Genomic DNA, 22,452 nt, shown 5'->3' on the forward strand with positions numbered 1-22,452 from the left:
AGCCGCACGAAAGTAGGTGACACCAGACGGAAAGAAGGACTTCAGTGAGCACCACACTTGACACCTATCGCCTGCTCGGACGCTCGGGCCTGCGGGTCTCGCCGCTGTCGCTGGGCACGATGACGTTCGGCGAGGACTGGGGCTGGGGCGCGGACAAGGACGAGGCCCGCCGGATCCTGGACGCCTACACCGAGCGCGGCGGCAACTTCGTCGACACCGCGAGCATGTACACCAACGGCAGCTCCGAGCAGATCCTCGGCGAGCTCACCCAGGGCCGCCGCGACGAGCTCGTCCTCGCGACCAAGTACACGATGCTGACCCGCCCCGGCGACCCGAACTCGGGCGGCAACCACCGCAAGAGCATGGTCCGCTCGGTCGAGCGGAGCCTGCGCAACCTGCAGACCGACTACATCGACCTGCTCTACCTGCACGCCTGGGACTTCACGACGCCGGTCGAGGAGGTCATGCGCGCGATGGACGACCTCGTCCGCCAGGGCAAGGTCCTGTACGTCGGCATCTCCGACGCGCCGGCGTGGCAGGTGGCCCGGATGCAGACGATCGCCGATCTGCGTGGCTGGTCCCCGCTGGTCGCGCTGCAGATCGAGTACAGCCTGGCCGAGCGGACCGTCGAGCGCGACCTGATCCCGATGGCACGCGAGCTCGGCCTCGGCGTCCTGCCGTGGTCCCCGCTGGCCAGTGGTGTCCTGACCGGCAAGTACACCGAAGCCGACCTCGACCACGGCGGCGGTACGGCGGGCGCTGCGGGCACCCGGAAGAACGTCGCGGCCTCGAACAACTCACTGACCCCGCGCACGTTGCAGATTGCCGACGTCGTCAAGAAGGTTGCCGAGCGCAACGACTACACCGCGGCGCAGGTCGCGCTCGCCTGGACGCTGCTCAATCCCGGCGTGACGTCGACGATCATCGGCGCGCGGACACAGCAGCAGCTCGAGCAGAACCTGTCCGCCCTCGACGTCGAGCTGAGCGATCAGGACGTCGCCGAGCTGGAGACGGCCAGCGCGGTCGAGCTCGGCTTCCCGCACGACTTCCTGAACCTGCCGATGACGCGCGAGGTCACCCAGGGCGGCTTGCGGATCGAGTCTCGCTAGCACTGGGCGGGAGATCGCCGAGGTCGGCATCCCAGTCGTCCTCGGCGTCGGGATTCTCGGCCTCGTTGCGGCGGGCGATCCGGAGGAAGGCGATGATCAGCAGGATCGGCCCGAGCACCATCGCGGTCTCCGGAACGCCACCCATGTGCAGCGCGATCATGAGGCCGTCACCAGCGCGATCCCACCGGCGGTGAAGGCGACCATCGCGGCCAGCATCGGGTACTGCGCCTGTCGCAGCTGGCGCCGCCGGAACAGCCCGGCCGCGCGATCGTGCGCAGACACGACCCCTAGTACGTGTCCGAGCACGATCGCACCGATCTGTACGCCGGCGATCACGCCGGTCCCCAGGAACGCGTAGTCGATCCGAGTGCCGCTGGTCCCGAGCAGATCCCAACCGCGACCGAACGGATCAGTTGCCAGCAGCAACCCTTCCTGGCCCTGGAACATCGCGAACGAGAAGTAGTGCGCGACCGCATAGCCGATCGCGATCGGGACCAGCGAATGCACGAACGCCCCCGGCAGACCCGCGCCCCCGACCGCGCCGGGCCGGACCTCCGCCGTACCGGTGGTTCGGGCCGCGAACACGAAGAGCGCGGTCACGATGCCGACGGCAACCATCAGCCCGGCGGTATAGACGAGAACGTGGTTCAGTTCAGCGGTCCGGCTGGTCCAGGCGGACCACTGGGAGATCCCATCGAAGGCTGTTGACCCGAGCAGCAAACACAGCAGGGCAACGATCCCGGGCCGCTGTGGCATCGTGGCCAAACCGGCGAGCGGGTTGCGGACCACCAGTTGCCCGTCAGTGCCGCGCCCCAGTGGGCTCAACCTCGACAACACCTCGGCGTACACCTCGAAGGAGTCGCCGATCGCGAACCAGGCCGGTCCATAAACGATGCCTGCAGCAACATTCACCACGGCGTAGACCGTCACGAACGCCGCGACCACGATCGGCTCGGAGGCATCCGGATAGACGAGTTCCAGCCAGAGGAATCCGGCCAGCCCCGCGACCGCCGGCCAATACGCGATCCCGTCCGGAAGACGCCGGTACGACGTACGCCGTACCAGGCTCGCGATCGTGCGCAACGGGTTCGCGAGCCGCCAGATCGGACCGAAGAGCAGGGACAGCGGGATGATGCCGACCCAGATCCACACGTAGAGCCAGGTCGGCGCCGGGTTCTCCGCAGGAGAGTCACTGCCGAACCAAGCGGCGCCGATCAGCAGCGCGAGAGCAACCAAGCCAGCAGCCTTGAGCAACCAGCGCACCGCCTGCGAGTCGACCACACGGGTCAGGTGAGCGAGCGCCGTACCGCCGGTGGTCTCGAAGCGTGGGCGGGACCAGAAGGCCGCGAGCGCGAAGAACGAGACCGCCACCGCGGCGCCGGCCGAGTAGATCGCCAGCCAGAGCGGTACCGGCAGGTCTCCGCGACCGCCGATCCCGTGCATCGGTACCAGCAGCTCCAGCACGGCGGCGCCCTCCGATCAGCTATCCGACTGATCGAATGTAACACGCAGGATGTCACATAGCGAGGGTCTGGTACTCCGCCGCATCGAACCGGCGGGTGAGCTGCCGGAACCGGAAGGTGAAGGTCGGCCAGAGCGTGGTGTTGCGGCCCTGGGCGTCGAGGTACCAGCTCATGCAGCCGCCGCGGGTCCAGATCGTGTTCTGCATCGAGGACCGGACGCCGTCGACGAACGCGCGCTGCACCTCCGGCCGCACCTCGACCTCGCGCAGACCCTTCGCGTCGATCTCCCGCAGCGCATCGATGATGTAGGCGATCTGGGACTCGATCATGAAGACCATCGAGCTGTGACCGAGGCCGGTGTTGGGGCCGATCAGCAGGAAGAAGTTCGGGAAGCCGGCGACCGCCGTACCGAGGTGGGCCTCCATGCCGTCCGCCCACGCCTCGCGCAGCGATCGGCCGTCGCGGCCGTACACCATGTCCATCACCGGAAGATCGGTGACGCGGAACCCGGTGCCGTAGATGATCGTGTCGACCTCGTGCTTCACACCCTCGTGGGTGACCACGGCATTCGGGGTGACCTCGGCGATCCCGTCGGTGACGACGTTGACATTCGGGCGGGCGAGGGCCGGGTAGTACTCGTCGGAGAGCAGCACGCGCTTGCAGCCGAGGGTGAAGTCGGGCGTCAGTTTCGCGCGCAGGTGCGGGTCGCGAATCTGGTGCTCGAGGTGCTTCTCGGCGACCTTCTGCGCCTGCTTCATGATGCGAGGCAGCTTCGCGAACCCGAGGACCATCGACTCGCGACCCCAGTAGATCGCGGTCCGAACCGCCTTCTGAACAAGGGGAAAGCGACGGTACGCCGCCTTCTCGACCGCGGTGATCTTGCGGTCGGGCCGGGGCATCACCCACGGGGGTGTCCGCTGGAAGAGGTGCAGCTCCTCGACCTCAGGCTGGATCGCCGGCACGAACTGGATCGCCGAGGCACCGGTTCCGACCACCGCGACCTTACGGCCCGCCAGATCGAGATCGTGGTTCCAGCGGGCCGAGTGGAAGACCTCGCCCTCGAACTCCTCGATACCGGGCAGCTTCGGGACCGACGGCTCGGCCAACGGACCCATCCCGGAGAACACGAACTGGGCGACGAAGTCACCTTGGTCGGTCCGGACCCGCCACTGGCCGTCCTCCCACTTCGCGGACTCGACGGTGTGACCGAAGCGGATGTGGCGGCGGACGTCGTACCGGTCGGTGACGTCGCGGAGGTACTGCTCGATCTCGGGCTGCGGGGAGAAGGTCGACGACCACTCCGGATTCGGCGCGAACGAGAACGAGTAGAGATGCGACGGCACATCGCACCGGCAGCCCGGGTAGGTGTTGTCCCGCCAGGTGCCGCCGACATCGTTCGCCCGCTCCAGTACGACGAAGTCGTCGTACCCGGCCTGCTTGAGGCGAACCGCCATCCCGATCCCGGCGAACCCGGTACCGATCACCACGATCCGATGCGTGTTCTCCATTGCGGGACCTCCTCCTGGGCGAACTTACTCCCAGTAAGTTACTCGGAGTCAGTTAAGCTACGCAAGTGACGTCGACCACTGCCCAGCCGACCCCGAAGCGCCGCCGCGACCGGGCCGCCCGCGAGCGCGAGATCCTCGCCGCCGCCGAGCGGATCTTCGGCGAACGCGGCTACCAGGGCACCTCGATGGACGACGTCGCGGCCGCCGTCGGCGTCTCCAAGCCGCTCATCTACCAGTACTACGGCTCCAAGGACGGCCTGTTCCTGGCCTGCCTGGCCCGCCTGCGCGCCAACCTCCTGGAGACCGTCTCCGACGCCGTGCTGGCCGCGACCGACGTCGAGGACGCCCTGTACGCCGGCTTCGTCGCGTGGTTCCAGTTCCTCGACGACCACCCGCAGGCCTGGTCGGTCCTGATCGACGAAGGCATGCTCGCCACCAGCCCCGCCGCCGGCCCGATGGCGGCCGCGACCGACGAGGTCCGGGCCGCCTTCATCGAACTCATCTCCGCGATGGTCCGCCTCAATCTCCCCAAGACCCGTGAGGTCGATCCGGACGAGATCGAGATCCTCGCCCAGTCCATCTCCGGCGCCACCGAGCGACTGGCGGTCTGGCGTACCCGGATCCCCGACCCGCCGTCAGCACAAAAGGTCGCCCGAACCCTCAAAGACCTCCTCTGGCAAGGCCTCGAAACCCTCAGCAACAGTTAGCGTCCGAAAACACGCCGACCACGTACTGCGGTTCTTCGGACATTAGCGGCGGGCAAACGATGTCCCGGGCGTCTGACATCCCGGTACCGCTTTCCCAGCGGGGTTTTCCGGGGCTTCTGAGAATGCGCATTCTCGCTGGTCACGACACCTTGACGTGACTCTGTTCACCCAGGAAACTAACGGCACTTCGGTCAGATCTTTTCTTATCTTCGCCTTCGCAACAACCGCCCCCGGAAGGTGCCGAGTCGACCGTTCGCTGGCTGCTGCCCGGGGGTCCCCTCCGAAAGGACCGCCCCCATGAAGTTTTCCCGAAGTCGCCTTGCGATTGCAGCACTTGCGCTGGTCACCGGCACTGCCGGATTGATCAGCACCACGGCCTCCGCCCCGAAGGCCGAGGCCGCGCCGGCGGCCACCAGCGCCGCCGCGGCGTTGCCGGCCGGATTCAAGAGCGTCGGTTACATGCCCTCCTGGTCGGGCAGCGTGACCGCGATCCAGTACAGCAAGCTCACCCACATCAACTACGCCTTCGCACTGCCGAACTCCAACGGAACGCTGCAGGCGATCGACAACACGGCCAAGCTGTCCCAGCTGGTCAGCCTCGGTCACCAGAACGGCGTCAAGGTCTCCCTGGCCATCGGTGGCTGGAACGACGGCAACGACTCCGCGTTCGAGGCGCTGGCGGGCAACTCAGGTGCCCGCACCACCTTCGTCAACTCGGTGATGAGCGTCGTCAACCAGTACGGCCTGGACGGGATCGACATCGACTGGGAGTACCCGGACCCGGGCACCTCTGGTAACAACTACGCCGCGTTGATGCAGCAACTGAGCACCGCGCTGCACAACAACGGCAAGATCCTCACCGCCGCGGTCGTCTCCGAGGGCGGTACGGCGAACGGCGTCCAGCCCGTCGTCTTCGGCTACGTCGACTGGCTGAACATCATGGCGTACGACGGCGGCAGCCCGCACGCCAACTACGACTGGTCGATCGCGTCGGCCAACTTCTGGAAGGGCCGCGGCCTGCCGAAGGCCAAGACCGTGCTCGGCGTTCCGTTCTACAGCCGTCCCGGCTACCTGACCTACGCGCAGATCGTCGCGCAGAACCCGGCCAACGCGCAGGTCGACTGCATCAACAGCGGCGGACAGCAGTGCTACAACGGCATTCCGACCATCAAGCGCAAGACCCAGTGGGCGGTCGCGAACGGCGGCGGCATCATGAACTGGGAGCTGTCCCAGGACGTCACCGGAAGCCTCTCGCTGGTGAGCGCGATCTTCGACGCGGCCGGCGGCACCGGCACCCCGCCGACCGGGAAGACCGGTCAGATCAAGGGCATCGGCGGCAAGTGCGTCGACGTCGCCGGTAACAACAGCGCGAACGGCACCGCCGTACAGCTCTGGACCTGTGGCAGTGGCACCGGCCAGACCTGGACCGTCGGCACCGACGGCACGATCCGCGCCCTCGGCAAGTGCCTCGACGTCGCCGCGGCCGGCACGGCCAACGGCACCGTCACCCAGCTCTACGACTGCAACGGCACCGGCGCCCAGACCTGGCAAGCCCAAAGCAACGGCAACCTCCGCAACCCGAGCTCCGGCCGCTGCCTGGACGCCACCGGCCCCAGCTCGGCCGACGGCACCCGCCTGCAGATCTGGGACTGCGCCGCCAGCAGCAACCAGATCTGGACCCTCCCCGCCTGATCCCTCCCGACCCGGGGACCACGTCAAGTGCGTCCCCGGCCAGGAGTCGGCTGCAGGAACCGGACCGCCCCCACTCACCAAGTCCCTCCGAGAGCAATTTCCCCCTCCGCCTGAGCGCGACGGACCAGACACCGCGCAGGTTGGTGAGTGTTGGCGGTCCGCATCCGCCAATCAGCGTTGGCGACGAGGTGATCGCCGGGCCGGCCTCGCCGATACCCATGGGTCCAAGGCGCCAACCACTTTGTGAACCCACCAACCACTTTCGTCCCGCTCGATGGTTGAACCGTGCTCAACGTCGTACCGGGTCCGCGCCCTCCCGCGCCATAGCTCCCCAAACCGGTTTGGGGAGAGTTTCCCCCTCGCCAACAGCCATCCGGGGGAGGATTCACGCCCCGAATCGGTCCGACATCCACCCCAAACCGGCCCCGCCCTGGCGCCGATCCTCCCCGAACCGGTTTGGGGAGGACGTCCCGGACGCATCGCAAGGAGAGCCGCGGCAGCGACCGTCCGCGACGCCGGCTCGGCTGGAAGGACGGCTGGGCCGGAGCTGGCCGGCGTCCGAAGAATCGCCGACCACGTGCTCCGATCGTTCGGACGTTGCGGCAGTAGGCACCTGGAGGAACCGCGTCCGGGCGAACCCTGAGAGGTGACCCTGAGGAGCGGCTGACGGATGTCATGGGCGGGTGATGACGGCTGGTCGAGGGCGTGAACGGCCAGTGCCAGCAAGCTTTGGGTATGACGACAACGACTGCGGTCAGCCTGATGGGCGTGACCAAGAAGTATGGGGCGGTGCAGGCTGTCGCTGGGGTGGATCTGAGCATCCGGGCCGGTGAGGTCGTCGCACTGCTGGGCCCGAACGGGGCCGGCAAGTCGACCACGATCGAGATGCTGCTCGGGCTGGTCCGGCCGGACCAGGGCAGCGTGCAGGTGTACGGCGGTACGCCGTCGGAGGCGATCGCCCAGGGGCAGGTCGGGGTGATGCTGCAGAGCGGCGGGATCATCGAGGACGCCAAGGTCGGTGAACTGCTGAACCTCGTGGCCGGCCTGCACAGCAAGCCGATGCCGGTGAAGGAAGCGCTCGACCGGGCCGGGATCGCCGACCTGTACGGCCGAAAGATGAAGGGCCTGTCCGGCGGCCAGAAGCAGCGGGTCCGGTTCGCGATGGCGATCATCCCCGAGCCCGATCTGATCGTGCTGGACGAGCCGACGACCGGGATGGACGTCGAGTCCCGCCGTGACTTCTGGGCGTCGATGCACGCCGAGACCGCCCGCGGCCGCACGGTCCTGTTCGCGACCCACTACCTCGAAGAGGCCGACGCGTACGCCGATCGCGTCGTACTGATGCGCAACGGGAAGATCGTTGCCGACGGCACCGCTGCGCAGATCAAGGCGAGCGTCTCCGGCCGGACCATCCGGGCCACCGTGCCGGGTGCCGACCTGGCCGCACTCGCTTCGCTGCCTGGCGTTCGCAATGTCGAGACCCGCGGAGACGTCGTACTGCTGCAGTGCGCGGACTCCGACGACACCCTGCGCTATCTGCTGAACAACACGCCCGCCCACGACATCGAAGTGACGTCGGCCGACCTCGAGGACGCGGTCCTCGCGATCAGCGCACAAGAGGAGAGCCTGGCATGAACCGCAACTACCTGATGTTCGACATCCGCCGGACGCTGCGCAACCGGCGCGTGATGATCTTCGCGATCCTGATGCCGCTGGTGCTGTTCGCGATCTTCGGCCTCACGATTCCGAAGGACGCGGCCGAGGGCGGGATCTCCGCGATCGCCTACGTGATGGTCAGTATGGCGATGTTCGGCTCGATGTCGGCGGCGATGAGCAGTGGCGGCGTGATCGCGGCCGAACGTGACGGCGGCTGGAACCGGACACTCCGGCTCACCCCGCTGAAGCCCCAGGCCTATGTCGTCAACAAGGTGATCCTGTCCCTGCTGGTGGCGGTTCCCCCGCTCATCGTCGTCTTCCTCTTCGGTATGACGGTCGGCCATGTCCACCTCAGCGCGACCCAGTGGATCACCGTCGCGCTCGTCTCCTGGCTCGGTGCCCTGCCGTTCGCCGCGATCGGGCTCGTCATCGGGTACGTCGCCAAGCCGGACAGCGTGCAGCCGATCACCGGACTCGCGACGATGCTGATCGCCGCCTTCGGCGGACTGTGGCTGCCGGTCGACCAGATGCCCTCGATCATGAAACACATCGCCCAGCTCACCCCGGCGTACTGGACCGGACTGACCTCGCGCAGCGCACTGACGGCGGGTGGCGTCGACACCCAGGCCCTGCTGGTGGTCCTCGGCTGGACCGTCGTCCTCGGCTTCATCGCCCTGCGTCGCTACCGCGCCGACACCGCGCGGGCCTGATCGCCTACCGTGAGCTTCATGAAGCGAACCCTGCCGGCCGCGATGGCCGCCGAGGATCGGCCACCGGGCCGGTGGGGCTGGCTCGCGGTCGGTGTCTGGCTGTTCTACCTGGTTCAGCCGCTGACCGAGATCTGGCAGACCCAGCACGGGGTGACCCGGGTCCTCGGCCTGCTGAACCTGCTCGTCTTCGGCCTCGCCTACATCAGCTTCTTCGGTGTCCTGCGCTGGCAGGAGTTCCGGCAGAACTCCTCCCCGTTGTGGCAGCGGCTCGGATATCTGACCGTGATGCTCGGGCTGGCTCTGCTGCTGACCACGACGGCCGGTCAGACCGCACTGACCTGCATGGTCTACATCGCAGCGACCGCTCTGCTCACGCTGGACGTGCGTGTCGGAGTGCTCGTCGTCCTGCTGCTCCTCGGCGGCGTCGAGCTGGCGATGCGCGTGGTCCCCGGTTGGTCGGACGACGGCAGCTACGGCTTCGCGATCTTTCTCGCCGGCGTCGCCGTCCTCGCCATGCGCCGGGCGATGCAGCGCAGCTCGGAGCTGACCCGGGCCCGGCAGGACATGGCCGACCTCGCCGTCCAGGAGGAGCGCAACCGGTTCGCTCGCGACCTGCACGACATCCTCGGCCACTCGCTGACCGTGATCACGGTGAAGGCCGAGCTGGCCGGCCGATTGATTCAGGTCAACCCCGAGAAGGCCGCCGCCGAGGTTGCGGACGTTGAGAGCCTCGCCCGCGCCGCGCTCGGTGACGTCCGGGCTGCGGTCGCCGGGTACCGCGAGCTGAGTCTGGCCGGAGAGCTGGTTTCGGCGCGGACCGCCCTCCAGGCCGCCGAGATCAAGCCTGATCTTCCGACCACAATGGATGAGGTTCCCGAGGAGAACCGCGAGCTCTTCGCGTGGGTGATCCGCGAGGGCGTCACCAACGTGATCCGGCACTCCGGCGCCAAGCGCTGCACGATCAAACTCGCTGCGCGGCAGATCGAGGTCCTCGACGACGGCAAAGGCCCGACGCCGAACGACGCCACCTCCGGCCACGGCCTGATGGGCCTGCGCGAACGAGCAGACCAGGCCGGCGCCGGCCTCCAGGTCGGCCAGTCCCCCGACGGCGGCTTCCGCCTTGCTGTAAAGGTTGGCACGTGAACGAGCGCAGCGAGAGAACCGAAAGTACAGCGGCCCCTTGTCACGACGTAGCCGAGCGCAGCGAGGTGGAGGCGTGACGATTCGTTTGTTGCTCGCTGATGATCAAGCACTCGTTCGTGGTGCACTGGCTGCCCTGCTGGATCTCGAGCCTGATCTCGAGGTGGTGTCCGAGGTCGGGCGGGGTGACGAGGTGATCGCGGCCGCCAAGGCCAGTACGCCGGACGTCGCGCTGCTGGACGTGGAGATGCCCGGGCTCGACGGCATCGAGGCCGCGGCCGCGTTGCGCACCGCCGTACCGGGGGTTCGGATCCTGATGGTGACCACGTTCGGTCGCCCGGGCTATCTGCGGCGCGCGATGGAGGCCGGGGCTGCTGGGTTCGTCGTGAAGGACACTCCGGCTGCTCAGTTGGCTGACGCCGTACGGCGTGTGCACCAAGGACTGCGCGTGGTCGACCCCTCGCTCGCCGCCGAGACCCTGGTGGCCGGGACGAGCCCGTTGACCGGCCGCGAGTCCGACGTACTGCGGGCGGCCCGCGAAGGCGGCACCGTCGCCGACATCGCCAAGGAACTGCACCTGTCGGAAGGCACGGTCCGCAACCACCTCTCCGCCGCGATCGGCAAGACCGGCGCGCGCACCCGCGCCGAGGCCGCCCGGATCGCCCTCGACAACGGCTGGCTCTGATGCCACTGCTGAACGTGATCGACCTCGAAGCAACCTGCTGGGAAGGCGAACCGCCGCCTGGCATGGACAACGAGATCATCGAGATCGGCCTGACCACGATCGACATCGACAGCTGGCAACGCGTGGAGAAGCACCAGATCCTGGTCCGGCCAGAACGTTCCGAGATCAGCCCGTTCTGCACCGAGCTCACCGGCCTGACCGCCGCTTCCGTCAGCGGCGGAGTCTCGTTCGACGATGCCTGCGCGCTACTGATCAGCCAGTACGGCGCTGCCGAGCGGGCGTGGATGAGTTGGGGCGACTACGACCGCAAGCAGTTCGAGCGTCAGTGCGCGGCGACCGGTGTCGCGTACCCCTTCGGACCGACCCATGTGAACGCGAAGGCTCGTTTCACCGAGGTCCGGGGACTCAAACGGCGGCCGGGGATGTCCCAAGCGTTGGAATTGGCCGGTCTGCCACTCGAGGGACGGCATCATTCGGGGACGGATGACGCGTGGAACATCGCCGCGCTCATCGTCCAACTCTCGGCGGAAAGCTTCCCCGAGGTGTGAGCACGCACTAGCGTGGGTCCTCGGGGAGGAACTATGTCGATCGAGCAGTTCAGCGTGCGGGGGCGGCTGGCGGATACCGGTGAGGGGATCACCGGTGACGAGCTGCAACTGGCGGCGCGCAACCATGGCATTCCGTTGGAGGCCCTGCGGTACGACGTGACGCCGGCCGGCCTCCACTACGTGCTGGTCCATTACGACATTCCGGCGGGGAACGCGGCGACCTGGCGGCTGGAGGTCGATGGGTGCGTCGAGCAACCGATGTCGTTCGGACTGACCGAGCTGCGCGCGATGGGACGCCGTACCGTCCGGGTGACATTGGAGTGCGCGGGCAACGGCCGGGCGTCGCTGCACCCGCGGCCGATCAGCCAGCCGTGGCTGAACGAAGCAGTCGGTACGGCGGAGTGGACCGGGGTGCTGTTGTCCGACCTGCTGCACAACGCGGGGATCCGGAAGGACGCGGTCGATGTCGTCTTCACCGGCGCGGACCACGGGATCGAGCGCGGGGTCGAGCAGGACTATCAGCGGGGACTGTCGCTCGGCGAGGCGATGGAGTCCGGCGCGATCGTCGCCTGGGAGATGAACGGCGATCCGCTGCCGCCGCAACACGGGTACCCGCTGCGCCTCGTCGTGCCGGGCTGGTACGGGATGGCCAGCGTCAAGTGGCTGCGGTCGATCGAGCTGATCGACCACGAGTTCGACGGCTTCCAGAACGCGGTCGCCTACCGGATGCGCCAGGAGGCCGACGAACTGGGGACGGCGATCACGAAGATCGCACCGCGGGCGCTGCTGATCCCGCCGGGCTTCCCGGACTTCATGAGCCGGCACCGGTTCGTTGCCGCCGGCACCGTTGTGCTCGAGGGCAAGGCGTGGTCCGGCTGGGCTCCGATCGAGCGCGTCGAGGTCAGCACCGATGCGGGCGTCACCTGGCACCCCGCCAAACTCGATGCCACTGGCAACGATGAGCTGGCCTGGCGGTCCTTCACCTACGACTGGGACGCGACCCCCGGCGAGCACGTGCTCACCGTCCGCGCCGTCGACGGCAGTGGCCGTGAGCAACCAGTTGAGGCCCCTTGGAACCGCGGTGGTTTCGCGAACAACAGCGCCCAACGGATCACGGTCCTCGTCAGCTGACCGCGTGTCGTTGGGCAGTTCCGCCGTACCGGCGTCACATCCTGGAATTCGGACACAGTTCTCCTCCAGGGGTGACGCGGTGAACGAGGCGGATACGCAACTGCACCTGCACGCACGGATCTTCCGGACGGCGGACGAGTGGTACGCCGACATCGACGACGGGCTGTTCCCGCAGCCCGACAACCCGCTCTGGTGCGGCTCGTACGTCAGCCAGCGGGCCGCCATCGACGCCGCCTGCAGCCGGATCGCCGCTATGCACCGGCGCGAATCCGACCTCCGGGACGACCAGGCCTCCTGAGCCGGGACCCGCCACACTTCTCGGCGTGAGCTATTGCAACACCTCTTTCGAAAGAGTACTTTCGATGCGTGGACGAGAAGAGGCAACGCACGATCAGTGACGCCCGGACGCTGCGCGCCGTCGCACATCCGGTGCGGATCGCGATCCTGGAGCAGGTGACCATCAACGGCGCGATGACCGCGACCCAGCTCGGTGACCGCCTCGACGAGACCCCGGCGAACTGTTCGTGGCACCTGCGCAAGCTCGCGGAGTACGGGTTCGTGGAGGAGGCACCGGGCGGTACCGGCCGGCAGCGGCCCTGGCAGGCCACCCACCTCGGGATGAGCTGGGGCGACGAGGACGGCGGCCCGCTGGAGACGGACTTCCAGCTGGCCGGGCGCGCGCTGACCGAGGTGCTGGTGGCGCGGGAGGTCGACCGGCTGCTCGAGAGCCAGCTCCGTGCCGCCGATGAGCCGGCCGAGTGGCGCACCGCCGCGACGTCCACCCAATCGATGATGTGGCTGACCGCCGAGGAGCTCGAGGTGGCGAACGCCGCTGTCCGCGAGGCGCTGATGAAGCACTTCGACCGGCACCAGGACCCGGCGCTCCGCCCGCCCGGGTCGCGCTTGTGTGCCTTCATGTCCTGGGGCGTCCCGACCTACGGCATCGCCGACCCGACGCCGTCACCCGAGTGAGGTTTCCGATGCGCGCAATGTTCGCCCAGCCCGCCTTCCGGCGGTTGTTCGCCGGGATGACCACGTCGATGTTCGGCGACTCGGTGATGCTGCTCGTGCTGAGCATGTGGGTGAAGAGCCTGACCGACTCGAACGCCAAAGCCGGCCTGACGTTCTTCTGGATGGTGGTGCCGGCGCTGATCGCACCGCTGTTCGGCCTGTACGTCGATCGACTGCCGCCGCGCCGCGTTCTCGCCTGGGGCAGTCTCGCCTCGGCGATCGCCGTCCTCCCGCTCACGCTGGTCCGCGACGCGGGTGACGTGTGGATCGTCTGGGGCGTCGCGTTCCTCTACGGCATCTCGATGATCGTCCTGCCGGCCGCGCTGAACGGGCTGCTCAAGGAGATCGTCAGCGACGCCCAACTGGTGACTGCGAACTCATCGCTGCAGACTGTCAAGGAGGGCTTCCGGCTGATCGGCCCGATCATCGGTGCCGGCCTGTTCGCCCTGATCGGTGGCTGGGCCGTCGCCGTCGTCGACGCCGCGACCTTCCTGGCGGCCGCGATCATCATCGGGACGATGTCGCTGCCTGATCGCAAACCCGAGCGCTCCGACGGCAACTGGCTGACCGAGATGAGCGGCGGGATCAAACACCTCTGGTCCGACCGCATCCTGCGGCACACCCTGGTCGGTCTCGGACTACTCCTGCTCGTCCTCGGCTTCACCGAGGCGTCGATCTACGCGATCATCCACGTCTTCGACAAGCCGGTCGAGTTCGTCAGCGTGATCGTCACCATCCAAGGCGTCGGCGCCCTCGCCGGCGGTCTGACCGCGACCTGGTGGGTCCGTCGCCTCGGCGAGGTCGGCACCTTCGCCGTCGGCGCGCTCGCGATGGCCGCCTCGATCGCGGTCATCGCCGCCACCGAGAGCCTGCCGGTCCTGCTCTTCGACATCCCGTTGCTGGGCTACTCGATCCCCTTGATCATCATCGCCTTCATGACGCTCATCCAGCGGCGCACGCCGCTGCGCCTGATGGGCAGGGTCTCCACGGCCTCCGAGGTCGTGATGGGCAGCCCTCAGGCCGTCAGCCTGGCTCTGGGCGCAACCCTCGTCTCGTTGATCAGCTATCACGTCATCTTCATGATCATGGCGATCGTCATCACCAGCTCGGTCGTCTACCTGGCCGTCACCCTGCGCGGCCAGGTCATCCGCCCGGTCCCCGCAGTGGTGGACGAGGTTCACTCCGGGGTGTTGTGAGTCGTACCGCCGATACGGAACGGCGTTACGTAACCGGCGTACATGAGATGGGTCATCAAACCCTCGGAGGCGTGCGGGAGGTTGTGGCAGTGATCCATCCAGAGGCCCGGGTTGTCGGCGACGAACGCGATCTCGTAGGTCTCGTTGTTGCCGACCTCGACGGTGTCCGTCCACCAGGGTGAGCCGGTCGACGCGACGCCGTTGCGGCTCAGGACGACGGCGTGGTGACCGTGCAGGTGCATCGGATGTGCTTGCCCGCTGGTGTTGCTGATGGTCATCCGGACAATGTCGCCCTCGGCGACCATGAACATCGGGACGTCGGGGAACTTGTGCCCGTTGATCGTCCACCACAGACCCGGTACGCCGTCCAGGAAGCCGATCCTCCGGCCGATCCGGTACTCGAACCGCCGGTCAGCCTTGGCCGGGTCGAACCCGATCGCCTTCGGGGTTCCGTAGGTCAGCAGGTCGACCGTCTCGGCCGGCAGCTCGGCGGTCGGCGGATCAACCGGTCCGATGCCGAGCGTGAGCGCCGCCGTACCGGCGACGAACCTGAGGCCTGTTGGTGGCACGATCGCTTCGAGGTCGACTCGTCCTCCTGCTGCCAGCGCGTAGGCCTTGGTGGTCGGCGTCGGTTTGTTCACCTCGCGCCCGTCGACCGCCACCACCTTGTACGGCGTCCCGGTCAGGCCGATGCGGAGGATCGCGTTGTCGGTGTTGATCACGCGCACGCGCGCCGCCGTACCGGCGGTAAGTTGCTGGCGCTGACTCCCGGTAAGTCCGTTGATCGTCCGCTTGCCGTCGTAGGTGTGGATCGTGGCGAGCACCTCACCAGGCGTCTTCGGCGCAATCACGATCGGCCCGAACAGCCCGCCCTTCACCTCATCGCTCGACACCTGGTGCGAGTGGTACCAATACGTCCCGGCGTCCTTCGCCCGGAAGCGATAGACGTGCTGCCCACCCACCGGTACGGCGTCCTGGGTCACCCCCGCGACCCCGTCCTCGGCATTCGGTACGTCGATCCCGTGCCAGTGCAGGGTTGCGCCATCCGGCACGGACTCGTTGATCAACGTCACCTGGACGAGATCACCGCTCTCGGCCCGGATCAGTGGTCCCGGCGAGCTGCCGTTCAGCGTGTACCCGGCCAGGCCCTTCTTCTCCTTGCGGGCAACGAGTGTGACGGACACATCCGGCGTACCGGTCTTCGGTCCGGTCAGATCCGCGATGTTCATCTCATGGTGCATGTGCTCGTGCCCACCAGCAGGGCCACCGCCATAGTCGGCGTACCCCATGTCTGCTGCGTTGTAGGTGCCCGGGACCAGGCTGGTCGCCCAGAGATACCCCAGCGGCACCAACACCGCCATCAGGATCCCCAGAGCGACCAACCGCCCGCGTCTCTTACGCACTGGTCGCGAGCTGGCGCGGCGCAGCGGCCCGGCCGGCAGCAGTTCCGCCCAGCGCACCGATCGCCAGCCCGTTCAGACCGTGCAGCACACCCAACGCCGGCAACCCGAACGACACCGTCGCCAGCACGAACTGCAGCGCCACCAAGCCAACGATGACGCCGGCCAGCACGCGACCACGCGGCACATCGGTCAGGAACGAGACCACCAGCAGAATCAGCGCCAGCAGCCCGATCACCATCCCCTCCACACTGTGGAAGCTCTGCCCGAAGTTGGTGTAGTCGGCGCCGATCGCCGCGCCGTCGTTCGCATCCTTGGCCACGGTGAAGCCGGACAACGCAATCGACGCCACCTGCAGCCCGACCGCGATCGACAGCAGGACCGCGGTCACCCGATAGACGTTTCTCATGCCGTACGCCGCTTCCGGTAGATGACTACCCCGGCCACGACCGCCGCGATCAGCAACACCGGCGGATGCGGGTGCCCGCCACCCCAGGCCCCCATCTGCTGGTGCGGATGCGGATGCCCCCCAAATACCGCACAAGCAACAGACGCCAGCACCGCGACAACCCCCAGCGCCACCAGCAGCGGCCGCGGAACCTTCCCGAACGGCGAACCTACCGGCCGGCCCTTGCGCGGCGCCTCGGCCTGCTCCTCGAGCGGCAGGTCGGTGAAGACCGCACCCAACTCGCTCTTCGTCTTGGCCCGCAACGCCGCCTCGACGCGCTCCGAGTGCTCGTCGGCAGTCAGCCGGCCGGACTCATAGTGCTCACCCAGCCGCCGGACCGCCTCTTCGCGCTCGGCGTCCCCAATCCGCATGTCGTCCATGACACTCCTCGGTGCTCGCAGTTCTTCGACTGCACCGATCGTGTCGCGACAGCACCCCACACCGCGTCGCCCAGGCGGCGGCACCTCACCTACCCCCGCAGGCGCACCCCACCCCGTACGACGCAGGACGCCGTACTCCCCGTGGAGTACGGCGTCCCTGGGTGAACCCCCAACGTCCGAAGAACCGCAGTACATGGTGGCGTGTTTTCGGACGTTAGTGAGAGGGGTTACGCGCTGGCGGCGAGGATCTTGTTGACGTCGTCGTTCGCCTTGGCCAGTGACGACGGTGGGGAGTCGAAGGACAGCACGGAGTCCATCGCCGGCGTCATGATGGCGCTGACGTCGGCCGCGTTCGGGTTGGCCGGATACGGGAAGACGTCACCTGCCTCGACCGTCTCGAGGAACGGCGTCACGTCCCACCCGTTGGCCGCGAACTTCTCCTTGGCCGCCGGCAGGCTCGCCGACACCGCCGGGAACACCACGCCGGCCTTGGCGACGATGTCCTGCGCGGTCTGCGAGCCCAGGAACTTCACCCAGGCCCAGGACGCCTCGCGCCGGGTGGTCCCGGCCCAGATGGTGTCCGCGAGCCCGTTCATCATCGACATCCGCTTGCCGATCGGGCCGATCGGCAGCCGGGCCAGCTTGGTCTTCACGCCCTTCAGCGTCTGGTAGGTGCCGAGCATCCACGACCCGTTCGGGGTCATCCCGTACTTCCCCGCACCGAACGAGGTCGTCACGTCGACGCCGGACTTCGCCTGCGCGTACGTCGGCATGTACCCCTTGGTGATCAGGCCGCGCCACCACCCGATCGTGTCGGTGAACTTCGGGTCGCCGTAGAAGAACTTGGTTCCCCACGGTTCACCCTCGGAGTACTTCCACCCGTTCGAGGCGGCGTACCAGCTCCAACTGGTCTGACCGTCGGACCCGCCGGCATCGCCGTACCCGAGTCCGAAGACCTTGATGTTGTTCTTGTCGAACCCGGGCTGGTCGCCGCGGCGGCCCTTGGAGTCGACGGTCAGCCGCCGGACGATCTGTTCGAAGGTGCCGCCGTCCTGCGGGTTCCACGTCATCGAGTTGAGCTGCTCGACACTGATCCCGGCCGCCTCGGTGAACGCGCTGTTGTAGAAGTAGACCTCGGAGTCGAAGTCCTTCGGCAGGCCGTACCGCTTGCCATCGGCACCGATCCAGCGATCCGCCAGGCCCTTCTGATAGATGCTCAGGTCAACGTTGTCGCTGGTGACGAACTCGTCGATCGCGAGCACCTGCCCCTTGTCCGCGAACAGCGGGTACTTCGCGGAGTGCGACGTGAAGACATCCGGTGCAGTTTCGGAGATGAACCCGGTGACGAGCTTCGACCAGTAGTCGTTCCAGCCGTACTGCTCGATCGTGACCGTGTACTGCGGGTTCTGTTCGTGGAAGACCTTCGCGGCCTCGGTGTACATCGGCAACTGGGCGGAGTCCCAGAGCCAGTAGATGACCTCGCCCGGTCCGCGGGCCGCCGCGCCATTGTTGCAGGCGGCCAGCGACGGTACGGCGAGCGCCGCGAGCCCGGCCTTGAGCAAGGTCCTGCGGGATACGTTCATCATTTGATCCCCGAGAAGCCGATGGAGTTGGTGATCCGCTTGGCGAAGGCCAGGAACAGGATGATCATCGGCAGCGCCGCGATCAGCGTGGCGGCCATCAGACCGGCCCAGTCGGGTCCGCCTTGGGGGGTCTGCGAGCGGAAGACGCCGAGGGCGACGGTGAGCACGCGGACGTTCTCCTGCTGACCGACGAGCAGCGGCCAGAAGTAGTCGTTCCAGGAGTTGATGTAGGTCAGGATCGCCAGCGTGGTGATCGGCGCGGCGCTCATCGGGATGATCATCCCGAAGAAGATCCGCCGGTGACCGGCCCCGTCGATCATCGCCGCCTCCTCCAGCTCACGGCTGATGCCGAGGAAGAACTGCCGCAGGAAGAAGATCGCGAACGGCGTCATGAACGCGCCCGGCAGGATGATGCCGGCGAAGCTGTTCAGCAGGCCGAGGTTCTTGATCAGCACGAAGTTCGGCAGCGTGGTGAAGATCGGCGGCACCATCAGCGCGGCCAGGAATACCGCGAACACCTTGTCCCGGCCGGGCCAGCGCAACCGGGCGAACGCGTACGCCGCCATCGCGCTGAAGAAGACCTGGCAGACCGTGGTGATCGTTGCCACCACCAACGAGTTGCGCAGGTACAGCCAGAAGTTGACCGAGGCACCGGAACCGCCCTGGGCCTGGGCCTCCTCGATCGTCGACAACCCGAGTACCCGTTTGAAGGCGCCGAGCGTGGTCTCCACCGGGAGCAGCGAATTCGGGTGCGCGGCCAGCTGCGTGTTGTTGGACAGCGCCGTACGGAGCATCCAGTAGAAGGGGAACAGCGTCAGGATCAGCAGGATGATCAGGAACGCCCAGGCAAGGATCCGGCCGATGTTGAGTGGCTTTCTCATGCCAGATCACTCTCCTTGGCGCGGAGCAGCCGCAACTGCAGCAGCGAGACGATCGCCAGGATCGCGAACAGCACCATCGCCATCGCGGACGCGTAGCCGAAGTCGAACCGGGTGAAGGCCCGCTCGAAGATGTAGTAGTAGATGACCCGCGTCGAGTTGATCGGGCCACCCTGCGTGGTGACCGCGACGGTGTCGAAGATCTGGAACGAGCCGATCATGGTGACCACCAGGACCATCACCAGAACGGGCCGCAGCAGCGGCAACGTGATCCGCCAGAACGTCTTCAGCTCGCCGGCGCCGTCCACCTCGGCCGCCTCGTAGACGTACGACGGGATCGTCTGCAGGCCCGCGAACACCAGGAGCGCGGTGTAGCCCATGTGCCGCCAGACGTTGATCCCGGCCACCGTCGGGATCGCCCAGTTGGAGTCACCGAAGAAGGCGACCGGGTCGATGCCGATCCAGGTCAGGCCCTGGTTCACGATGCCGACCTGGAAGTCGAGCATCCAGTACCAGACCAGCGCGACCACGACGTTCGCGACCAGGTAGGGCAGCAGAATCGCGGCCCGGACGGTGATCGACTTGGTCAGCCGGTACATCACCATCGCGATGCCGACGGCAAGGACCGTCTGGACACCGATGTTGATCACCACGTACTCGACGGTGACGCCGAGCGCGTTCCAGAAGAAGCTGTCGTGGATCATCCGGTCGTAGTTGTCGAGGCCGTTGAACTTCGGTGCCTCGAGCAAGCTGTACTCGGTGAAGCTCAGGTAGGCGCCGCGCAGGGTGGGCCAGATGTAGAAGACCACGAACCCGAGCGTCGCGGGAGCGAGGAAGATCATCGCGACCTTGAGGTCTCCCAGGCGCCGTCGCTTCTTCGCCGGCGGCGCCTGCTCCCCGTGACTTCGTTTCTCCGGTGGTGCGTTCGTTACGGCAGTCACAGGGGGATCTCCTTTGATAGATCGACTGCGGGGTCAGTCGATCGCGGTCACGTCCAGCAAGAGGGCGTTCTCGGGCCATTGCGCCGGGAGCAGGACGCCGGCCGCGGCGAGCGCGGCACCGTTCAGCTCGACAGGCTCGGTCCAGGTGAGCTGCCAGCGCGACACGGGACCGGGTGTCGCGATCCGGCTGACGCGGTAGGTGCGCTGCGGATCGAGGCCCGGCAGGCGGACCCGGCCGACGGCCGAGGTGACGGATTGCGTCAGCTGGACAGCGGCGTACACGGCGCGGGAGCTGTCCTGGGCAACCACCCCGTGCAGCAGGAAGTCGTCCGGACCACGGTCGGCGCGAACCACCCGGCCAGTGTGCAGCAACGGCCGCAGGTCCTTGTGCAGCGCCACCCATCCGGCGAGTTCGGTGCGCTCCTCCTCGGAGGCGAGCGTGATGTCCCACTCGATGCCGAAGTGGCCGAACAGCGCGGTGATCGCGCGGAACGAGAGCGCCTGGGTGCGGCCGGTGGTGTGTGCCTTCGGCGGACCGACGTGGGATCCGATCAGCTCCGGCGGCAGCAGGAGTTGCGTGTACCGCTGGATCGTCTGCCGCTCGAGCGCGTCGTTGCTGTCGCTGCCCCAGACCCGGTCGGTGCGCTCCAGGATGCCGAGGTCGACCCGGGCGCCACCGGACGAGCAGGACTCGATCTCCAGGCCGGGGTGGCGGCGCTTCAGCTCGTCGATCAGCCGGTAGACGGCCAGCGTCTGCGCGTGAATGCCCGCCGTACCGGTCAGTTGGTTGCCGCCGTCAACGAAGTCGCGGTTGTGGTCCCACTTCAGGTACGCGATGTCGTACTCGGTCAGGATGCTGTCGAGCCGCTCGAGGATGTAGTCGTAAGCAGCCGGTACGCCGAGGTTCAGCCCCTGCTGGTGACGAGCGGTCGGCGGGAAACGGTGGCCGGTGGCAAGGATCCAGTCCGGGTGCTCGCGGGCCAGATCCGAGTCCGGGTTGACCATCTCCGGCTCGACCCACAGACCGAACTGCAGACCGAGACCGCGGACGTGGTCGACCAGCGGGTGCAGGCCCTTCGGCCAGATGCCTTCGTCGACGTACCAGTCGCCGAGGCCGGCGTGGTCGTCACGGCGGCCGCGGAACCAGCCGTCGTCCAGCACGAACCGCTCGGCGCCGACCTCGGCGGCCGCGTTCGCGAGGCTCTTCAGCTTCTCCAGGTCGAGGTCGAAGTAGACAGCTTCCCAGGTGTTCATCACGACCGGCCGGTCGGTCTGCGGGTGGTGCTCGCGGGACCGCAGGTACTCGTGGAAGCGGGTCGACGTCTGGTCGAGACCGACGCCGTACGTGCCGTAGAGCCAGGGGGTGCTGTAGGTGCCCTGCGGGGCCACCCGACCTTCGCCCGGGAGGAGGAGCTCGCCGCCGCCGATGACGGCGTACCCGCTCATGCCGCGCTCGGCGTACGACCGGTGATTGCCGCTCCAGGCGGTGTGCACGCCCCAGATCTCGCCGTCGGTGAAGTTGAAGCCCGGCGTACCCGCGAGCAGCAGCAGGGTCGCGTCGGCACCAGTGCGGCCACGGCGGTTGTCGCGGATGTGCGCGCCCTGCGTGAACGCGTGCCGCTGCGGGTGCCGCTCGCCGATGTGTCGGCCGGTCAGGTCGAGCAGCTCGGTCGCCTCGGTCGGCACCGGCAGCGCGAGGGTGAGGCCGTCGACCGTGTACGTCGTCGCACCGGTGTTGGTCAGATCCGCCTTCGCGCGCACCAGCCCGGAGTCGGTCAGCTCGATGGTCAGGCGAATCGTCAGCCCGGCCTCAGTGTCAGCTGCATCGACAACCACCGAGTTGTCGGCCTGCGCGACATCGACGATCCGGAAGTTCGCCGAGAAGTCCTGCCCGTCGCGGTGTCCGTTCAGGCCCGGCAGCCCGAACCAGCCGGCCGAGTACTCCGGCACGATCGCCACCGGCTGGTTCTCGTCCAGCCCGTTCCCGTCCTGCACCGCGCCCGCGCCACGCCGTAGCTCCAGCAGAGCCCGCTCACCCAGCTCGCCCAGATCCGCACCCCAATGCAGCACGGAAGGCAACGCCGGTCCCGAGCAGTCCAGCACCAAACTGACCCCAGCAGCCCGCAGCTGCAGCACCTCGATGTTCGACACTGTTGATTCACTCTGCTTTCTGATTGATTTCAGGACGAAACTATTTACCTCGCCAGCCCTGTTGTCAATGCTTCACGAAGTTAAGTAAGTACTCTATGGCTCTGCCCGGGTCGCT

The 22,452-nt window shown here is 67.4% G+C and carries 22 protein-coding genes; 12 read left to right on the forward strand and 10 right to left on the reverse strand.

The window, feature by feature from the left end; translation table 11 throughout:
- Positions 1 to 44: 44 nt before the first annotated feature.
- Positions 45 to 1,109 (forward strand): aldo/keto reductase, encoded by a 1,065-nt coding sequence (locus tag ACIA49_RS03300; protein ID WP_396375457.1) that lies wholly within the window; start codon positions 45 to 47, stop codon positions 1,107 to 1,109.
- On the opposite strand, the gene ACIA49_RS03305 is transcribed toward ACIA49_RS03300, so the two are convergent.
- From ACIA49_RS03305 to ACIA49_RS03315, 3 genes are read right to left on the reverse strand one after another with little or no spacing between them, the layout of a single operon-like run.
- Positions 1,075 to 1,269, reverse strand: a complete 195-nt coding sequence (locus ACIA49_RS03305) for a hypothetical protein (protein WP_396375458.1) — start codon at positions 1,267 to 1,269, stop codon at positions 1,075 to 1,077. The genes ACIA49_RS03300 and ACIA49_RS03305 overlap by 35 nt on opposite strands.
- Complete coding sequence (locus ACIA49_RS03310; protein ID WP_396375459.1) at positions 1,266 to 2,573, reverse strand: hypothetical protein; 1,308 nt, start codon at positions 2,571 to 2,573, stop codon at positions 1,266 to 1,268. The genes ACIA49_RS03305 and ACIA49_RS03310 overlap by 4 nt, the downstream gene beginning before the upstream one ends.
- A 52-nt stretch (positions 2,574 to 2,625) precedes the next feature.
- Complete coding sequence (locus tag ACIA49_RS03315; RefSeq protein WP_396375460.1) at positions 2,626 to 4,080, reverse strand: flavin-containing monooxygenase; 1,455 nt, start codon at positions 4,078 to 4,080, stop codon at positions 2,626 to 2,628.
- A 65-nt stretch (positions 4,081 to 4,145) separates the two neighbouring features.
- Here ACIA49_RS03315 and ACIA49_RS03320 point away from each other — a divergent pair, with 65 nt between their 5' ends.
- The 11 genes from ACIA49_RS03320 (at position 4,146) to ACIA49_RS03370 (ending at position 14,556) form a co-directional block, all read left to right on the forward strand.
- Complete coding sequence (locus ACIA49_RS03320; protein ID WP_396375461.1) at positions 4,146 to 4,787, forward strand: TetR/AcrR family transcriptional regulator; 642 nt, start codon at positions 4,146 to 4,148, stop codon at positions 4,785 to 4,787.
- A 297-nt stretch (positions 4,788 to 5,084) separates the two neighbouring features.
- Positions 5,085 to 6,479 (forward strand): glycosyl hydrolase family 18 protein, encoded by a 1,395-nt coding sequence (locus tag ACIA49_RS03325; RefSeq protein WP_396375462.1) that lies wholly within the window; start codon positions 5,085 to 5,087, stop codon positions 6,477 to 6,479.
- A 735-nt stretch (positions 6,480 to 7,214) separates the two neighbouring features.
- Complete coding sequence (locus ACIA49_RS03330; protein WP_396375463.1) at positions 7,215 to 8,114, forward strand: ABC transporter ATP-binding protein; 900 nt, start codon at positions 7,215 to 7,217, stop codon at positions 8,112 to 8,114.
- Positions 8,111 to 8,845 carry an ABC transporter permease gene (locus ACIA49_RS03335; RefSeq protein WP_391546809.1) on the forward strand — a complete coding sequence of 245 codons (735 nt, stop codon included), beginning with the start codon at positions 8,111 to 8,113 and terminating at the stop codon, positions 8,843 to 8,845. Before ACIA49_RS03330 ends, ACIA49_RS03335 begins: the two co-directional genes overlap by 4 nt.
- Positions 8,846 to 8,863: 18 nt before the next feature.
- Entirely contained in the window at positions 8,864 to 9,988 is a 1,125-nt protein-coding gene (locus tag ACIA49_RS03340) for a sensor histidine kinase (RefSeq protein WP_396375464.1), read from the forward strand.
- Positions 9,989 to 10,061: 73 nt separating this feature from the next.
- Entirely contained in the window at positions 10,062 to 10,670 is a 609-nt protein-coding gene (locus ACIA49_RS03345) for a response regulator transcription factor (protein ID WP_396375465.1), read from the forward strand.
- A complete protein-coding gene (locus ACIA49_RS03350; protein ID WP_396375466.1) occupies positions 10,670 to 11,218 on the forward strand; it encodes an exonuclease domain-containing protein in 549 nt (182 codons plus the stop codon). The genes ACIA49_RS03345 and ACIA49_RS03350 overlap by 1 nt, the downstream gene beginning before the upstream one ends.
- A gap of 33 nt (positions 11,219 to 11,251) precedes the next feature.
- Positions 11,252 to 12,349, forward strand: a complete 1,098-nt coding sequence (locus ACIA49_RS03355; RefSeq protein WP_396375467.1) for a sulfite oxidase — start codon at positions 11,252 to 11,254, stop codon at positions 12,347 to 12,349.
- 79 nt (positions 12,350 to 12,428) lie between these two features.
- Entirely contained in the window at positions 12,429 to 12,647 is a 219-nt protein-coding gene (locus tag ACIA49_RS03360; RefSeq protein WP_396375468.1) for a hypothetical protein, read from the forward strand.
- 68 nt (positions 12,648 to 12,715) lie between these two features.
- Positions 12,716 to 13,321, forward strand: a complete 606-nt coding sequence (locus tag ACIA49_RS03365) for a winged helix-turn-helix domain-containing protein (protein ID WP_396375469.1) — start codon at positions 12,716 to 12,718, stop codon at positions 13,319 to 13,321.
- A gap of 8 nt (positions 13,322 to 13,329) precedes the next feature.
- Complete coding sequence (locus ACIA49_RS03370; RefSeq protein WP_396375471.1) at positions 13,330 to 14,556, forward strand: MFS transporter; 1,227 nt, start codon at positions 13,330 to 13,332, stop codon at positions 14,554 to 14,556.
- Here ACIA49_RS03370 and ACIA49_RS03375 read toward each other — a convergent pair.
- The 7 genes from ACIA49_RS03375 to ACIA49_RS03405 form a co-directional block, all read right to left on the reverse strand.
- Positions 14,538 to 15,917: a multicopper oxidase family protein gene (locus ACIA49_RS03375; RefSeq protein WP_396375472.1), complete on the reverse strand. Its 1,380-nt coding sequence runs from the start codon at positions 15,915 to 15,917 to the stop codon at positions 14,538 to 14,540. The two genes, ACIA49_RS03370 and ACIA49_RS03375, sit on opposite strands and share 19 nt — an antisense overlap.
- 34 nt (positions 15,918 to 15,951) lie before the next feature.
- Complete coding sequence (locus ACIA49_RS03380; RefSeq protein ID WP_396375473.1) at positions 15,952 to 16,365, reverse strand: DUF6220 domain-containing protein; 414 nt, start codon at positions 16,363 to 16,365, stop codon at positions 15,952 to 15,954.
- Positions 16,362 to 16,784, reverse strand: coding sequence for a DUF1707 domain-containing protein (locus tag ACIA49_RS03385; protein WP_396375474.1), 423 nt, complete (start codon positions 16,782 to 16,784; stop codon positions 16,362 to 16,364). The genes ACIA49_RS03380 and ACIA49_RS03385 overlap by 4 nt, the downstream gene beginning before the upstream one ends.
- 227 nt (positions 16,785 to 17,011) lie before the next feature.
- Positions 17,012 to 18,367: an ABC transporter substrate-binding protein gene (locus ACIA49_RS03390; RefSeq protein WP_396375475.1), complete on the reverse strand. Its 1,356-nt coding sequence runs from the start codon at positions 18,365 to 18,367 to the stop codon at positions 17,012 to 17,014.
- Positions 18,367 to 19,248, reverse strand: a complete 882-nt coding sequence (locus ACIA49_RS03395; RefSeq protein WP_396375476.1) for a carbohydrate ABC transporter permease — start codon at positions 19,246 to 19,248, stop codon at positions 18,367 to 18,369. The genes ACIA49_RS03390 and ACIA49_RS03395 overlap by 1 nt, the downstream gene beginning before the upstream one ends.
- Positions 19,245 to 20,186, reverse strand: coding sequence for a carbohydrate ABC transporter permease (locus tag ACIA49_RS03400; RefSeq protein ID WP_396375477.1), 942 nt, complete (start codon positions 20,184 to 20,186; stop codon positions 19,245 to 19,247). Before ACIA49_RS03400 ends, ACIA49_RS03395 begins: the two co-directional genes overlap by 4 nt.
- 33 nt (positions 20,187 to 20,219) lie before the next feature.
- Positions 20,220 to 22,337 (reverse strand): alpha-galactosidase, encoded by a 2,118-nt coding sequence (locus ACIA49_RS03405; protein ID WP_396375478.1) that lies wholly within the window; start codon positions 22,335 to 22,337, stop codon positions 20,220 to 20,222.
- Positions 22,338 to 22,452 lie beyond the last annotated feature (115 nt).

Source organism: Kribbella sp. NPDC051587, from assembly GCF_044453945.1.
In the GTDB taxonomy this organism is placed as follows: Bacteria; Actinomycetota; Actinomycetes; order Propionibacteriales; family Kribbellaceae; genus Kribbella.

Coding starts and splice junctions, on each gene's coding strand:
- ACIA49_RS03305 (WP_396375458.1), bottom strand. CDS start 1,269: ATGATCGCGCTGCACATGGGTGGCGTTCCGGAGACCGCGATGGTGCTC.
- ACIA49_RS03315 (WP_396375460.1), bottom strand. CDS start 4,080: ATGGAGAACACGCATCGGATCGTGGTGATCGGTACCGGGTTCGCCGGG.
- ACIA49_RS03325 (WP_396375462.1), top strand. CDS start 5,085: ATGAAGTTTTCCCGAAGTCGCCTTGCGATTGCAGCACTTGCGCTGGTC.
- ACIA49_RS03330 (WP_396375463.1), top strand. CDS start 7,215: ATGACGACAACGACTGCGGTCAGCCTGATGGGCGTGACCAAGAAGTAT.
- ACIA49_RS03335 (WP_391546809.1), top strand. CDS start 8,111: ATGAACCGCAACTACCTGATGTTCGACATCCGCCGGACGCTGCGCAAC.
- ACIA49_RS03340 (WP_396375464.1), top strand. CDS start 8,864: ATGAAGCGAACCCTGCCGGCCGCGATGGCCGCCGAGGATCGGCCACCG.
- ACIA49_RS03350 (WP_396375466.1), top strand. CDS start 10,670: ATGCCACTGCTGAACGTGATCGACCTCGAAGCAACCTGCTGGGAAGGC.
- ACIA49_RS03355 (WP_396375467.1), top strand. CDS start 11,252: ATGTCGATCGAGCAGTTCAGCGTGCGGGGGCGGCTGGCGGATACCGGT.
- ACIA49_RS03370 (WP_396375471.1), top strand. CDS start 13,330: ATGCGCGCAATGTTCGCCCAGCCCGCCTTCCGGCGGTTGTTCGCCGGG.
- ACIA49_RS03375 (WP_396375472.1), bottom strand. CDS start 15,917: ATGGCGGTGTTGGTGCCGCTGGGGTATCTCTGGGCGACCAGCCTGGTC.
- ACIA49_RS03380 (WP_396375473.1), bottom strand. CDS start 16,365: ATGAGAAACGTCTATCGGGTGACCGCGGTCCTGCTGTCGATCGCGGTC.
- ACIA49_RS03385 (WP_396375474.1), bottom strand. CDS start 16,784: ATGGACGACATGCGGATTGGGGACGCCGAGCGCGAAGAGGCGGTCCGG.
- ACIA49_RS03390 (WP_396375475.1), bottom strand. CDS start 18,367: ATGAACGTATCCCGCAGGACCTTGCTCAAGGCCGGGCTCGCGGCGCTC.
- ACIA49_RS03395 (WP_396375476.1), bottom strand. CDS start 19,248: ATGAGAAAGCCACTCAACATCGGCCGGATCCTTGCCTGGGCGTTCCTG.